Below are 14,010 nucleotides of genomic sequence, written 5' to 3' on the forward strand. Positions count from 1 at the left end.
CTCCAGGGTTTATTTCCCAATTACACCACAAGCAACGCGCTCACCACCGCCGCCCAGCTTTTTAGGAGAATCAGAATAATTGTCGCCGCCTGCGTGGATCATTAGTGCACGGCCTTCAATATCCTCTAACTCAAGCTCGGGAGCAAACACTGGCTTTGTGGCGTTCCCATTTTCATCGACATAAAGTACGGGAAGATCGCCCTCGTGACCTTTTTCAGACCATGGTTCACGGTGCTTACCGGTATCTTCTGGGTCGAAATGTCCACCAGCCGCGCCACCGAGTACTTTTTTCCCATCTTTCATCGCAGGTGAGCAGTCACCATTTTGGTGAACATGAAAGCCATGAACACCCGGTGTTAAGCCTGAAAGCTTTGGCGTGAACACGACGCCATCGTCGTCGTAGCTGCTTACCATTACGGTACCAATACTTTTGCCCGTTTTTAAATCATTCATCACCACATCTTTTCCATCTTCTTGGTGATGCGCCGCAAAACTGCCCGCACTTACTATTAATGATATAGACCCTGCTAGGGTTGAGAGTAAACGTTTTTTCATAGTGTTCTCCTTCACTAAGATGTTGAAATATTGCCTTGCAATTACATAGGCACTGCACAGTTAGAACAGCACAAAGCAAACCACATTGAATTTGATTGACGAATAGGATTAGGAAAATGAAGGTAGCCCGCGTGGTTATTGATGTGTAGAAAGAAAAGTTAATTGTATTAAAGAGTTAAATTGATAACTTACAAAATCAGAAGTGAATTTTCTGTGAAAATCTTACGTAATGTACTGCGTAAAATTGAAGTTACGTGGCTAGGTAAACCTTTAATTACACCGTTAAAACTCAGTTACAATATGTCGCTAGCACTCTTAGCGTATTAGACTTAAAGTGATTACACATTAATTTGATAAGGGCGGGATATGTATACGCTTTACGGCTACCCGAAAACGCGCTCGGTACGAATAGCATGGGCGTTGGAAGAAATTGGTTTACCTTACGACTACAAGGTTATTGATTTAAAGGCAGGAGAGCATCTGTCTGATGAATATAAGGCAATTAGCCCCGCCGCCAAAATCCCAGTACTTACAACACCTGAAGGTACCTTGAGTGAATCAGCAGCTATTGTCACTTTTTTGGCTGAAAGACACGGCATGCATGAATTTATCCCTGAGGCCGGCAGTTTCGATAGAGCCAAGTATGAAGAGATGATGCTATTTCTTACCAGCGAATTAGAACAGCCTATTTGGAACTTAGCGAAGCACACCTTTGCGTTGCCTAAAGAGCAAAGGCTAGAGCAAATGCGAGATGTAGCGGTGTGGGAGTTTAAGCGCGTGTTGCCTGTATTTTCTTCTATGCTTGGTGGCAAAGAATTTGTGTGCGGAAGCATGTTTACCATGGCCGACGTTATAGCAGGTCATATTTTAGCGTGGGCGAAGGGGAGTAAATTAGACTTAACATTAGATGGAAAACTAGAGAATATTTCAGTTTACGCGCAGCGCGTATTAAGTCGTGAAGCGTATGAAAGAGCATGGCGAAAAGAAATGGCTCAGATAGCCGAAAACTAATAACGCATATCAATAATCTCAAGATGAGACTTATAAAGCTTCTCTTAAAAGCAGTTAACGTTGAGGCTATTTATAGAAATGCAGCAAGCGTGGTTTAAATAACGTCTGGTGGTTTAGCGTACCCGCTAAGCTGTGTAGCACTTAAAATTACAACGAATTAAAAATGACAGCGCCTTTAACTTAACGCGGCGGCGAGACACTCGCGAGATAATGGCGATTACAACAAGGAACAAAAATGAAAGTATTTAAAACACTAGTGGTCAGTAGCGCAGTAACTATGACACTAGGCCTTAGCGCTGCCTCGGCATTCGCCCATAACCATGCAGAACAGCCAATCGACAAAGCAAGTGTGTCGGCGACGAAGGATGCATCTGAGCACGATAAGCTTTTTGCACTCTTTGCGGCTGCCGACCAGCGGAATATAGAACTAAACCCCATTATGGCTATTTTCCGTGGCGATATGCGCTATGCAGATAGAATGGGCGATTTCTTAACAGACTCCCATGCACTAGCTGGCAAAACGGCCACACTGCTAAACTTGTCAGAGCTTAAACAAATTGACCGTAGCCAATTAAGCGATACAGACAAGCTTGCCTACGATGTATTTAAATACAACCAAGAGCGCTCGCTGAAAATGTCGACAGACGAGATTGAAGCGCTAACGGAAGTTCGCCCTGTTAACCATTTCAGCGGGTTTCACACCTTCTATCCAACCTTTGCTAGCGGAAAGGGCGCAGCGCCATTTAAAACGGTAGAGGATTACGAAAATAACCTATCTCGCCATGAGGATTATATTGCGATTTCTGACCGCGCTATCGATAAGTTTCGAGAAGGCATGGAAAGTGGCGTGCTTGAAACCAAGCTTACTATTGACCGCGTAATTAAGCAGTTTGATACTCAGTTAGCTATCCCAATTAAAGAGTCACAATATTGGGGGCCAGTCACTATGTTCCCAGAGAGCTTTTCCGATGAAGAAAAAGCCCGTTTAACCGCTGATTATGAGAAAGCGACGCAAGAGATTTACGATGCAACAACGCGTATGCGTGACTTTCTTCGCGACGAGTATCTTCCCGTAGCCCGTGAAAGCATTGGCCTTAGCGATATGAAAGGTGGCGCTAAGCTTTACCAGCTTATGGTGGAAGGTTCAACGACACTGCCAATGACGCCTGATGAACTTCACAAGTTGGGCTTAAAAGAAGTTAAGCGTATTAAAAACGACATGCTTGAAATTAAGGATGAAGTGAAGTTTGAAGGGACGCTAAACGAGTTCTTCGACTATGTACGCAACGATCCCAAGTTTAAGCCTGAAAGTCGCGAGGCACTAACGCAAAGCTATTACGATATTGGCCGCGAAGTTGACGAGAAAATTGATCAGTACTTTTCTTTATTGCCCAAGTCTGAACTAGAAATAAAACCTTACGACCCTGCTATCGAGCAATTTAGCGCGGGTGGTTCTTATCAGCCGGGCACGCCCGATGGTTCGCGCCCAGGTACTTTCTACTTTAACGCGTATGACCTTCCTAGTCGCTTAACCACAGGAAACGTTACCTTGTACCTACACGAAGGCGCGCCGGGTCACCATTTCCAAGTGAGTCTAGCGCAGGAAAATGAAGCGCTGCCTTCATTTATGCGCTTTAGTTTCCTTCCTGCCTTCGGTGAAGGCTGGGCGCTGTATTCTGAAACGTTAGGCTACGAAATGGGCTTCTTCGATGACCCATGGAATCGCTATGGTACGCTTCAAGATGAACAACTGCGCGCCATGCGTTTAGTGGTAGATACGGGTATCCATTCCAAAGGATGGACCCGTGAACAAGCTATCGACTTTATGCTTGATAATTCAGGTATGACACGTACAGAAGTTGTGGCAGAGGTAGAGCGTTATATCGCCATTCCGTCACAGGCACTATCTTACAAGGTCGGCGCACTTAAAATTCAAGAATTGCGCGCTCGTGCAGAGAAAGCGCTGGGTGATAATTTCGATATTCGAGAATTTCATGCTCAAGTGCTAAATACAGGTGGTATACCTTTGGCCATTCTTGAACAAAAAATTGACCGCTGGATTGCGAGCCAGAAAAGTTAGAGAGCATCTACACACTAGGTAGACGTTAATACATATTAAAGCCAGCAAGTTTAAAGCCTTGCTGGCTTTTTTCGTTTTTGCGACCAGTGGCAGTGATATTGGTAAGTAGCTTCACTAGAGTGGGTAATTATCTATGCGGATTGTATTAATCATTATTTGAGACTTATAAGGAAGCGGAAAATGGATTTAGGGCTATTTTCGTTGAGTTTAGCGGTAAAGGACATCAGCAAGTCGAAGGCATTTTATGAGGCGTTGGGTTTTGAAGCCATGCCTTCATGCGGCTCGGTGGAAGACAAATGGTTAATGATGAAAAATGGCACCACCATGATTGGCCTATTCGAAGGCATGTTTGAAGACAACATTATGACTTTTAATCCTGACGATGTAAGAGCTCTTCAAGGGAATTTAGTGGCGCAGGGTATAGGGTTAGAGGTTCCTGTGAAAGGCGATAGCGGCCCTGGGCATTTAATCGTTAAAGACCCAGACGGCAACGCTATCATGTTTGATCAGTTTTAAATATTCGCTGCGAGCTCCGCGCCTTGACGAATCGCACGCTTGGCGTCTAGCTCTGCAGCTACATCAGCCCCACCTATAATGTGTACAGTTAACCCCGCATTTTCCAGCGGTTCTTGGAGAGGCTTAAACGGCTCTTGGCCTGCGCAGACTATGACGTTATCGACTGGCAGTACTTTAGGCGTATCGTTAATCAGTACGTGAAGGCCTTCATCGTCCACTTTCTCGTAGCTCACACCATTTATCATTTGGACATTATGGTGTTTTAATGATTGCCTGTGGATCCAGCCCGTTGTTTTGCCAAGCCCCTTGCCTACTTTTGAGGTCTTACGCTGAAGTAAATAAACGTCGCGGTCTGATGGCTCTATCGCTTTTTGTTTGAGCGCACCTGGCGTTGAATAATCTTTGTCGATACCCCAGTGGTCAAGCCATTTATCTTTATCTTTGGCTAAATGTTCATGCTCAACTAAAAACTCTGCCACATCAAAACCGATGCCGCCAGCGCCCACAATTGCTACTTTTTTGCCTACCGGCTTGTGGTCTCGCAATACATCCAAATAGCTCATCACTTTGGGGTGGTCGTGGCCTTCAATTGTCAGTTTACGTGGGTTGATACCGGTAGCTAACACGACTTCATCAAAACCGCCTTTAGCAAGGTTTTCAGCATTCACGTCGGTATTAAGATGGATAGTAACGCCAACACGTGCCAACTGATTATCGAAATAGCGTAATGTTTCGTAAAACTCTTCTTTGCCAGGCACTTGCTTAGCGTAGTTAAACTGCCCGCCAATCTCAGCGGCTTTATCGAACAAGTGTACGTCGTGACCACGTTCAGCGGCATACATGGAAAATGCCAGTCCAGCTGGACCTGCACCTACAACCGCTAACTTTTTCTTGTTTTGCGTGGGTTCAAAAGTCAGTTCAGTTTCATAGCATGCCTGTGGATTAACTAGGCAGCTTGCACGCTTTTGTTCAAATGCATGATCTAGGCAGGCTTGGTTACACGCAATACAGGTGTTGATAAGCTTAGATTCATTGCGCATGGCTTTGGCAACAAAGTGTGCATCAGCCAAGAAAGGGCGGGCCATCGACACCATATCAGCATGACCTTGAGCCAACACCGACTCTGCAACTTCAGGCGTATTGATACGGTTAGTCGTAATAAGAGGGACAGACACCTCTTTTTTCATCCGTTTGGTTATCCAGGTAAACGCCGCGCGAGGCACCGAGGTGGAAATAGTGGGGACCCGCGCTTCGTGCCAACCAATGCCGGTATTAATTAGCGTAGCACCTGCTTTTTCAATTTCTTTAGCCAAGTACACGACTTCATCCCATTTAGCCCCGCCTTCAACCAAATCGAGCATAGACAGTCGGTAAATAATTATGAAGTTAGTACCTACTTTTTCCCGTACGCCTTTAACTATCTCTACAGCAAGACGAGCACGGTTTTCCAGACTGCCGCCCCATTCGTCACTTCTATGATTGGTACGCTCGCAGAAAAACTGGTTTATAAGGTAGCCTTCAGAGCCCATAATTTCGACGCCGTCGTATCCAGCATCTTGAGCTAAGCTAGCGCATTTTATGTAGTCTTTAATGGTACTTCTTACGCCCCGTGAGGAAAGTTCCCGTGGCTTAAAAGGCGTGATAGGCGACTTCATAGGTGAGGCAGAAACGGCAAGCGGATGATAGCCGTAACGCCCTGAATGCAGAATTTGCATGCAGATCTTGCCGTTTTCTTTATGCACTGCTTCAGTAATAACACGATGTTTTTTGGCATGACTTGAACGGGTCATTCTGCCTGCAAATGGCGCTACCCAACCTGAAATATTAGGGCTGATCCCGCCAGTTACGATAAGACCTGCACCGCCTTTCGCACGCTCGGCATAAAATGCAGCGAGTTTGTCAAATCCGCCTTTTTCTTCTTCAAGGCCAAGATGCATAGACCCCATTAGCGTTCTATTTCGAAGCGTGGTAAAGCCTAAATTTAGTGGTTCAAGTAGGTGAGGGTATGGTGAAGGCTGCGATGCGGGCGTATTCATAATTATTCTCTGTTTTTATATGCTATGAAGGCGGCTGGTTTATGGTTTACGAGCTAAGTTTACCGTATAGCGTTAAACGCTAGCTTGACCGACCAGTTATTCTGATTATTTACCACTGCATGCAAATGGTAAAGTAGAGTCATCAAGTTTTTATGAAAATAAAAAAGCGAGATACCAGTTGAACGGAAATCTCGCTTTTTAGAGTTTAACTTTATCAACCCTGATTTGGTGTACCGCATAAGCTAGCTGTTACACTTATGTATATGTATGCAATAAAGTGCTGAAATATGCCCTTATCTATTCATCAACATACATTTTTTGCTGGAATTTCAACGTTTGTTTACTCGCGCCTTTTTGCACATCAATCTCAAACCTAAAGGTTTCCTGATCGCGAAACGGTAAAACAGCTAAATAATAAATTGCGTCGCCATCTTCAACTTTTTTGAAGGTGAGCTTGCGAGCGTTACCTAAGAGGTTCTTTGCTGTACCTGTGACGTCTGCACGTTGCGCTTCGCCAGAAACTTTGTCGAGTACAGAAATGTTCACCAGCGCATTGAACTTACTTCTTACGATGCCATAGCTAGCAGCAACTTCAGGCGTTAAAAATGGGGTGCCGACCACCATGTAATGTACATCCCATTCACCCAGCGTTTGCTTTTGTTCGGCAAAAGCAGAGATGCTTAGGCAAGCCATAGCTATTGCAAGAAATGCCAAATAGCCTTTTTTAATACGGTTTGATTTATTCATGATAGACCTTATCGTTGCCTTCATTTTTACCTGTGTTTTTCCGCTCACGATGCAATAAACGTCATTACTTAGACCGCAGATACCTTATTGATATGTCGATATGTAGACATTCATTACATAGGAAAAGTATCTTGGATCAGTAGCTGTAAAAACTGTAATGCAATGATGGCGATAAGCACTGATAAGTCCAAGCCGCCTAATGGAGGAATCACCTTGCGGATAGGCGCTAAAAACGGTTCAGTAAGCTGATATAAAACGTAGTCAACAGGAGACTGACCTTGTGATACCCAGCTTAAAATAGCCCGTAACAGCAACACCCAAAACATCAGTGATAAGGTTTCTTTTACCACGCCAATCACTGATAGAATGGCAATGCCAACAGGGTTGAGGCTACCGCCAAACATCAAGCCAAGCGTGATTAGCTTTAGGGCGCATACTGCTACTGCCAACACAAAGGTAGCGGTGTCGAATCTGCCGATTGACGGGATAACACGGCGCAACGGCCCCACAATAGGGTGGGTTGCTTTTACTACAAATTGACTCATTGGGTTATAAAAATCTGCTTGAACCACTTGTAGCCAAAGGCGCAGAATAACCACCATCAAATAAAGGCTAAATAAGGTATCAACCAAAAATACCGTTGCATTCATGTTGTGCTTTTCCTAAAACGTTATAGCTGTTTTGCCATTTCTTCTGCACGTGAAACTGCTGCGCGCATCGATTTGCTGACAATGTCTTTTAAACCTTCATTAATGAAAGTATTTACGGCTTCTGCTGTCGTGCCGCCTTTAGATGTAACTTGGGCACGAAGCTCGCTTAATTCAAGATTGGGGTTGTTACAAACCATTTCGGCTGCGCCTAACATGGCCTGCTGAACCATTAAGCGAGACTGGGCTTTATCGAAGCCCATGTTCATTGCTTCTTCCTGCATATTTTGCAGGAACAAGAAGAAATAAGCAGGGCTGCTGCCTGCTGCAGCGATAACACCGTTAATCCCCTCTTCTTTATCTACCCATACGGTTTCGCCCACGCTGTTCATCACATCGTCAACGTATTGTCTGTCAGATTCTGAAACCGTGTCGTCGGCATACATGCCAGACATACCTTTACCCAATAAGCTTGGGGTGTTAGGCATAATACGAACAACAGGGTATTCACCACCTAGCATTTCTTGCAGCCGAGCGACGGGAAGACCGGCAGCAATACTCATAAACAACTTGCCAGATAGGTCATTGTTCTTTTGTAACTCGGCGCACATATCGCCCATTATTTGTGGTTTTACCGCAAGCACGATGGCATCAGCGAATTGGCAAGCTTCATCGTTAGACTGTGTGGTATGAATACCAAACTCGGCTTTCAGGCCGTCTAACTTGGGTGTGGAAGGGTTTGCCGCCAAGATATTTTCTTTGGCGTAACCTGATTTGATAAGACCACTGATGATGCTGCGGCTCATGTTACCCGCGCCAATAAATGCTAATTTTTTCTGTTGCATGTAAATCCTATTAATTAGTTTCGTTTAAGTCTGTGTAGTGAGGTGTCGACCTAATTTCGTTTACCGAAAATAGCGGTACCTACGCGCACCATCGTCGACCCGTGCTGGATCGCTTCTGCCATATCACTACTCATTCCTACGGATAGGGTATCAAAATTGCTCAGTGATGTATGGTAGTGGTCGAATAATTCTTTAAGTTTGGCGAGCGACTTATGCTGCTGCTCTTCACTTGGGTTGGCTTTGGGAATGGCCATTAACCCTCGCAACGTTAAGCGTTCCTGCGATTCAATGAACTCGATAAGAGAAGGTAATTCGCCAAGAGATATACCGGACTTACTCTCTTCGTCATCAATATTCACCTGAATACATACATTCAGCGGCGGCAATGAGTCTGGTCGTTGCTCGTTCAAGCGGCGAGCAATTTTTTCTCTGTCTACGGACTGAACCCAATCGAAATGCTCAGCGACGATTTTAGTTTTGTTTGATTGGATTGGGCCAATCATATGCCATTCCAGATCATCGAGATAAGAAAGTTCCTGAACCTTTTCAACACCTTCCTGTACGTAATTTTCACCGAACATTCGTTGTCCCGCTTCATACGCTTCCATGATATCTGATACGGGTTTTGTTTTGCTAACCGCTAGCAATTTAACGGAATTTGGTGGACGATGTGCACTGGTAGCGGCTTGGTCTATTCCTTTTAGTGCGGAATTTAGTCTTTCTGCTATTGTTTGCATTATTCACCTTGTTTTGGAGAAGTGGTTGTGGATATTACCGAACTTTTGGCTTTCAGTGTTAAGAATAACGCCTCAGATTTACACTTATCAGCGGGCCTACCACCAATTATTCGTGTAGATGGCGAAATGCGTAAACTGAACGTGCCTGCTCTCGATCACAAGCAAGTACACAGTCTCATTTATGAGATTATGAATGACATGCAGCGCAAAGAATACGAAGAAAATCTAGAAACAGATTTTTCTTTCGAAGTAAATGGCCTGTCGCGCTTTCGTGTAAATGCATTCGTTCAAAATCGAGGCGCTGCCGCGGTACTGCGTACCATTCCTAGCAAGGTATTAACGCTTGAAGATTTAGGCGCGCCTGAAATTTTCAAAGAGATAATAAACCAACCTACGGGGATTGTACTTGTAACAGGGGCAACGGGGTCAGGTAAAAGTACCACGCTTGCAGCAATGGTCGATCATATCAACACCCACAAGCGTGAGCATATTCTCACTATTGAAGATCCAATCGAATTCGTTCACGAAAACAAACTTTGCCTGGTAAACCAGCGAGAGGTGCACCGCGACACCCACTCGTTTAACAATGCGTTGCGTTCAGCACTTCGTGAAGACCCTGACGTGATTTTGGTGGGCGAGCTACGTGACCTTGAAACCATACGACTAGCTATATCAGCTGCGGAAACCGGTCACTTGGTGTTTGGAACGCTTCACACTAACTCTGCGCCAAAGACTATCGACCGTATTATCGATGTATTCCCAGCCGAAGAAAAGGCCATGGTGCGCTCCATGCTCTCAGAGTCGCTACGCGCGGTAATATCTCAAACCCTGCTGAAGAAAGTTGGAGGGGGGCGAATAGCAGCACACGAGATCATGGTAGGTATTCCAGCTATTCGTAATCTTATTCGTGAAGATAAGGTGCCGCAAATGTACTCTGTCATTCAAACTGGTCAGGCACATGGTATGCAAACGATGGATCAGTGCTTACAGCGTTTAGTGGCCATGGGGGTGATTACTAAACAAGATGCGGCGGCTAAGTCGGTGGATAAACAGTCGATGAACAACTTCTAGAGGCCGATATGTTAGATTCACTTTTACAAAAAATGGTCGACTCCAATGCGTCGGACTTGTTCATTACCGCGGGGTTTCCCGTTAGCGCCAAGATAAACGGTAAGCTTACGCCGGTCACTGAAACGGCGACTTCTGAGGACGCCTCATTAGCGCTTGTTCATGAAGCCATGACCGAGAAGCAGCAAAATGAATTCCATACATCGAAGGAATGTAACTTTGCGATAGTGCGAGAAGGAATTGGCCGCTTTCGTTGCTCTGCGTTTTGGCAGCGAGACCAAGCAGGCATGGTCATACGTCGAATTGTTACTCAGATACCAAAAGCAGATGATTTAGGTCTGCCGCGAGTATTGAAAGAAATCATTATGTCTAAGCGCGGTCTTGTTCTATTCGTGGGTGGAACCGGAACGGGTAAATCTACTTCACTTGCTGCGCTTATTGGTCATAGAAATGAAAACTCTCATGGTCATATATTAACTATCGAAGACCCTATTGAATTTGTGCATGAGCACAAAAATTGCGTTATCACTCAGCGTGAAGTAGGTATCGATACGCAATCTTTTGACGATGCGCTTAAAAGCTCGCTGCGTCAGGCGCCAGATGTCATTCTCATTGGTGAGATTCGTTCTATGGAAACCATGGAATATGCCATGTCGTTTGCCGATACGGGGCATTTGTGTGTGGCAACATTGCACGCTAACAATGCAAACCAAGCGATAGAGCGTATCATGCATTTAGCGCCTAAAGATCAGCACGACAAGCTGCGCTTCGATTTAAGCCTAAACATTCGGGCTATTGTTGCCCAACAGCTTGTTCCTACTCCGGATGGTAAAGGCCGAGTAGCTGCAATTGAAATACTGTTAAATTCACCATTAGTTCGCGATCTTATTCAGCGAAATGAAATTGGCGCGCTAAAAGAGGCGATGAAGAAGGGCAAAGAGCAAGGTATGCAGAGCTTCGATATGGCCCTTTATGATCTTTATAAAGCGGGCAGGATCGATATGGATCAAGCGCTGCATCATGCTGACTCGCCTAATGACTTACGCTTGATGATTAAACTTGATACTAGCGATGGATCTAGTTTGGGCACGCTATCTAATGTGTCGATTGATATGGATGATTAGAACGCGTTCAGTTAGATTGAGGCAAAATATACGTCGTAATTTTATGGCCTGTACTCGTCAATAAACGGTATTTTCTAAAAAAGCAGCCTTCAGTGGCTGCTTTTGTATTTGAATGAGGATTGCTTTTGAAAAAACTTTTCACTTCACACGATGCCTTTGAAATGCAAGCCGTTCGCAGTGAATTAGACGCTCTATCTATCCCTTATATGGTAAAAAACGAGTTTGCTAGCGGCGCCATTGGTGAGCTGCCTTGGCAAGACTCACAACAAGAAGTATGGCTTGTTGATGACAGTTGGTATGACAGGGCTTCTAAAGTGGTGGAAGCGTTAATAAACAACGCAAATAAAGCAACGGGGGCCAGAGAAGACTGGCTTTGCACGCAATGTGGAGAGGAAAACGGTAGTGCATTCGAGTTATGTTGGCAGTGTAATGAAGGACACCGCCCTGAATAACGTTAGCACAATAATTTATTGCGCTTAGGGTAACGGGATTTTGCTGGAGCGCATAAAGCGTATTGCTTAATTGGCTTATCCATATTGGCTTTCACTCCAACTGGCAAAAATAACACAAGCAGACACGCTATCTACTTTATCTTTAGTTAGCTTCTTATAACCGCCTAACTCAAACAACATGGATCTGGCATCAGTAGTAGTAAGGCGCTCATCACACGTTTCCACTGCCACACGAAAACGCCCGTGCAGACGGTTGGCAAACTTGCGTGCTCGCTGGGTCATTTCTTGCTCGGTACCATCCATATTAAGCGGTAATCCCACCACGATAACGTGAGGGCCCCATTCCTCGTAGAGCTTTTCAATCACCGCCCAGTCTGGAATGCCGTCTTTCGCTTTTAATGCCGCTAGCGGCGAAGCGGTACCGGTAATCTCTTGTCCCACCGCCACGCCAATACTTTTAGTACCAAAATCAAACGCAAGTACCGTGCGATTACCTAACTCAGGCATGTCCGGCTCCTGGTGCAAGCTGCCACACGTCAACACCTAATTTATTTACCGTCGCCTGCCACTTTTTGTGTATGGGCGTGTTAAACAAAATATCTTCATCGGCTTCAATGGTTAGCCACGCGTTCTCTTGCATTTCTTTTTCAAGCTGCCCCGCAGTCCAACCTGCATAGCCTAATGCGATAAGCACGTCTTTCGGCCCTTCATCATTGGCAATTGCAGTAAGTATATCTTTAGATGTGGTGACCATAATGCCCGGTGCAAGCTTGAGACTCGACGCCCATGCTTTTTGAGTAGAATGGAGCACAAACCCGCGCTCTTGACTCACAGGCCCACCAGCGAGAACGATATCCTCAGCTTTTTCATCAGATACAATAAGTTCTTTATCAGTTTGTTCTAGAAGTTGCTTCACGTTCATCGTAGAAGGCTGATTTACTACGATGCCCATTGCACCTTCTGCGTTATGTTCACAAACATAAATGAGTGATCGGGAAAAGTACGGATCGTCCAGGCTCGGCATCGCGACTAAAAAGTGGTTCTGTAAGCTTTTCAATTCCGTCATAGTTTTTCTTTCACTTCTATCGGACTGCGAACTATCAGCATGCAGGCCTTTTTTACTTATTGTTTAAAATGTCGTCGGTATAGGGCCCAAGCGCGTTGAGACTTATATCTCTTTACTTCGTCAGGCGCTTTTCTATCGCATCAAACAGCGCGCCAATTATATTGATGTCGTAAGCTGCTTCTATTTCTCGTACGCACGTTGGGCTAGTAATGTTTATTTCGGTAATTTTATTCCCAATTACATCAAGACCCACAAAAAGAATATTATTTTCTTTCAGCGTGGGCGCTATAGCCTCAGCTAGCGCTCTGTCAGACTCTGAAATCGGCTGCGGGCGACCAGTACCGCCGGCAGCTAAATTACCGCGGGTTTCGCCCTTAGTTGGCAGGCGTGCTAAGCAGTAGGGCATCACTTCGCCATCAACAATGAGTACACGTTTATCGCCATCTTTTATTTCTGGCAAATACTCTTGGACCATCATGTATCGGGTGCCCAACTTAGTTAACGTTTCAATGACAACGCCCAAGTTATTGCCGTCGGGTTTAATTCTGAAGATAGAGGCACCGCCCATACCGTCCAATGGCTTACAAATAATATCCTTGTGTTTAGCGTGAAACTCGCGGATCAAGGTTTGATTGTTTGAAACCAATGTATGAGGAATATGCTCTGGAAAGTAAGACGTAAATAGCTTTTCGTTGTAATCACGCAGCGCCTGCGGATTGTTAACCACTATCGCGCCTTCGTCTTGAGCGAGCGAAAGTATTTGAGTGGCATAGAGGAATTCACTGTCAAACGGAGGGTCTTTGCGCATTAGCAATACATCGATATCTCCTAAGTGAACAGTAAATTCATCCTCAACAGTATAAAATTCTGTTGCTTGATCTTTTACTGATACGGTTTTACCAAGCCCCATAGGCTTACCGTTATCTAAGTACAAGTCTTTTAGCTCGAAATAGACAACTTTTGCACCGCGGCGCTGGGCTTCAAGCATCATTGCGAAGCTTGTGTCTTTATGTGGCTTAATGCTCGCAATGGGGTCCATGATTACGCCAACGGTATATTGCATAGTGTCTCACCTTGAATATTTATAAAGTCCCATCACAGACGGGCCAGCTACTTTTTGTTTTAT

General features: G+C 44.9%; 15 protein-coding genes. 6 read left to right on the top strand and 9 right to left on the bottom strand.

Features of this window, described 5'->3' with window-relative positions; translation table 11 throughout:
• Positions 1-9: 9 nt before the first annotated feature.
• A complete protein-coding gene (gene sodC / locus GVO62_RS04115; RefSeq protein ID WP_159117857.1) occupies positions 10-555 on the bottom strand; it encodes a superoxide dismutase family protein in 546 nt (181 codons plus the stop codon).
• 366 nt (positions 556-921) lie between these two features.
• Here sodC and GVO62_RS04120 point away from each other — a divergent pair, with 366 nt between their 5' ends.
• The 3 genes from GVO62_RS04120 to GVO62_RS04130 all read left to right on the top strand — a co-directional run bounded on the left by GVO62_RS04120 (position 922) and on the right by GVO62_RS04130 (position 4,162).
• Positions 922-1,566 carry a glutathione S-transferase family protein gene (locus tag GVO62_RS04120; protein ID WP_159117858.1) on the top strand — a complete coding sequence of 215 codons (645 nt, stop codon included), beginning with the start codon at positions 922-924 and terminating at the stop codon, positions 1,564-1,566.
• Positions 1,567-1,801: 235 nt separating this feature from the next.
• Complete coding sequence (locus GVO62_RS04125) at positions 1,802-3,646, top strand: DUF885 domain-containing protein (protein ID WP_159117859.1); 1,845 nt, start codon at positions 1,802-1,804, stop codon at positions 3,644-3,646.
• A 180-nt stretch (positions 3,647-3,826) separates the two neighbouring features.
• Positions 3,827-4,162, top strand: coding sequence for a VOC family protein (locus GVO62_RS04130; RefSeq protein ID WP_159117860.1), 336 nt, complete (start codon positions 3,827-3,829; stop codon positions 4,160-4,162).
• Here the strand turns inward: GVO62_RS04130 and GVO62_RS04135 are convergent.
• The 5 genes from GVO62_RS04135 to GVO62_RS04155 form a co-directional block, all read right to left on the bottom strand.
• Complete coding sequence (locus GVO62_RS04135; protein WP_159117861.1) at positions 4,159-6,198, bottom strand: NADPH-dependent 2,4-dienoyl-CoA reductase; 2,040 nt, start codon at positions 6,196-6,198, stop codon at positions 4,159-4,161. The genes GVO62_RS04130 and GVO62_RS04135 overlap by 4 nt on opposite strands.
• A 297-nt stretch (positions 6,199-6,495) precedes the next feature.
• On the bottom strand, positions 6,496-6,969 hold the full coding sequence (locus GVO62_RS04140; protein ID WP_159117862.1) for a DUF4426 domain-containing protein: 474 nt from the start codon (positions 6,967-6,969) through the stop codon (positions 6,496-6,498).
• Between the two features lie 89 nt (positions 6,970-7,058).
• Entirely contained in the window at positions 7,059-7,595 is a 537-nt protein-coding gene (locus GVO62_RS04145; protein ID WP_159117863.1) for a YggT family protein, read from the bottom strand.
• Positions 7,596-7,615: 20 nt separating this feature from the next.
• Positions 7,616-8,437, bottom strand: coding sequence for a pyrroline-5-carboxylate reductase (gene proC, locus GVO62_RS04150; protein WP_159117864.1), 822 nt, complete (start codon positions 8,435-8,437; stop codon positions 7,616-7,618).
• A gap of 50 nt (positions 8,438-8,487) precedes the next feature.
• Positions 8,488-9,174 carry a YggS family pyridoxal phosphate-dependent enzyme gene (locus tag GVO62_RS04155; protein ID WP_159117865.1) on the bottom strand — a complete coding sequence of 229 codons (687 nt, stop codon included), beginning with the start codon at positions 9,172-9,174 and terminating at the stop codon, positions 8,488-8,490.
• Between the two features lie 27 nt (positions 9,175-9,201).
• Here GVO62_RS04155 and GVO62_RS04160 point away from each other — a divergent pair, with 27 nt between their 5' ends.
• From GVO62_RS04160 to GVO62_RS04170, 3 genes are all read left to right on the top strand, one after another.
• Positions 9,202-10,245: a type IV pilus twitching motility protein PilT gene (locus GVO62_RS04160; protein WP_159117866.1), complete on the top strand. Its 1,044-nt coding sequence runs from the start codon at positions 9,202-9,204 to the stop codon at positions 10,243-10,245.
• An 8-nt stretch (positions 10,246-10,253) separates the two neighbouring features.
• Positions 10,254-11,366 carry a PilT/PilU family type 4a pilus ATPase gene (locus GVO62_RS04165; protein ID WP_159117867.1) on the top strand — a complete coding sequence of 371 codons (1,113 nt, stop codon included), beginning with the start codon at positions 10,254-10,256 and terminating at the stop codon, positions 11,364-11,366.
• A 125-nt stretch (positions 11,367-11,491) separates the two neighbouring features.
• Positions 11,492-11,818 carry a putative signal transducing protein gene (locus tag GVO62_RS04170; RefSeq protein WP_159117868.1) on the top strand — a complete coding sequence of 109 codons (327 nt, stop codon included), beginning with the start codon at positions 11,492-11,494 and terminating at the stop codon, positions 11,816-11,818.
• Positions 11,819-11,893: 75 nt separating this feature from the next.
• Here the strand turns inward: GVO62_RS04170 and ruvX are convergent, their stop codons facing one another.
• The 3 genes from ruvX to gshB all read right to left on the bottom strand — a co-directional run bounded on the left by ruvX (position 11,894) and on the right by gshB (position 13,947).
• The gene (ruvX, locus tag GVO62_RS04175; RefSeq protein WP_159117869.1) at positions 11,894-12,325 is read right to left on the bottom strand and encodes a Holliday junction resolvase RuvX; all 432 of its coding nucleotides are present in this window, start codon (positions 12,323-12,325) and stop codon (positions 11,894-11,896) included.
• Complete coding sequence (locus GVO62_RS04180; protein WP_159117870.1) at positions 12,318-12,884, bottom strand: YqgE/AlgH family protein; 567 nt, start codon at positions 12,882-12,884, stop codon at positions 12,318-12,320. Before GVO62_RS04180 ends, ruvX begins: the two co-directional genes overlap by 8 nt.
• 112 nt (positions 12,885-12,996) lie before the next feature.
• Positions 12,997-13,947, bottom strand: a complete 951-nt coding sequence (gshB, locus tag GVO62_RS04185; protein ID WP_159117871.1) for a glutathione synthase — start codon at positions 13,945-13,947, stop codon at positions 12,997-12,999.
• Between the last annotated feature and the right edge of the window lie 63 nt (positions 13,948-14,010).

This window comes from Alteromonas sp. KUL150 (assembly GCF_009811475.1).
GTDB lineage: Bacteria > Pseudomonadota > Gammaproteobacteria > Enterobacterales > Alteromonadaceae > Alteromonas > Alteromonas gracilis.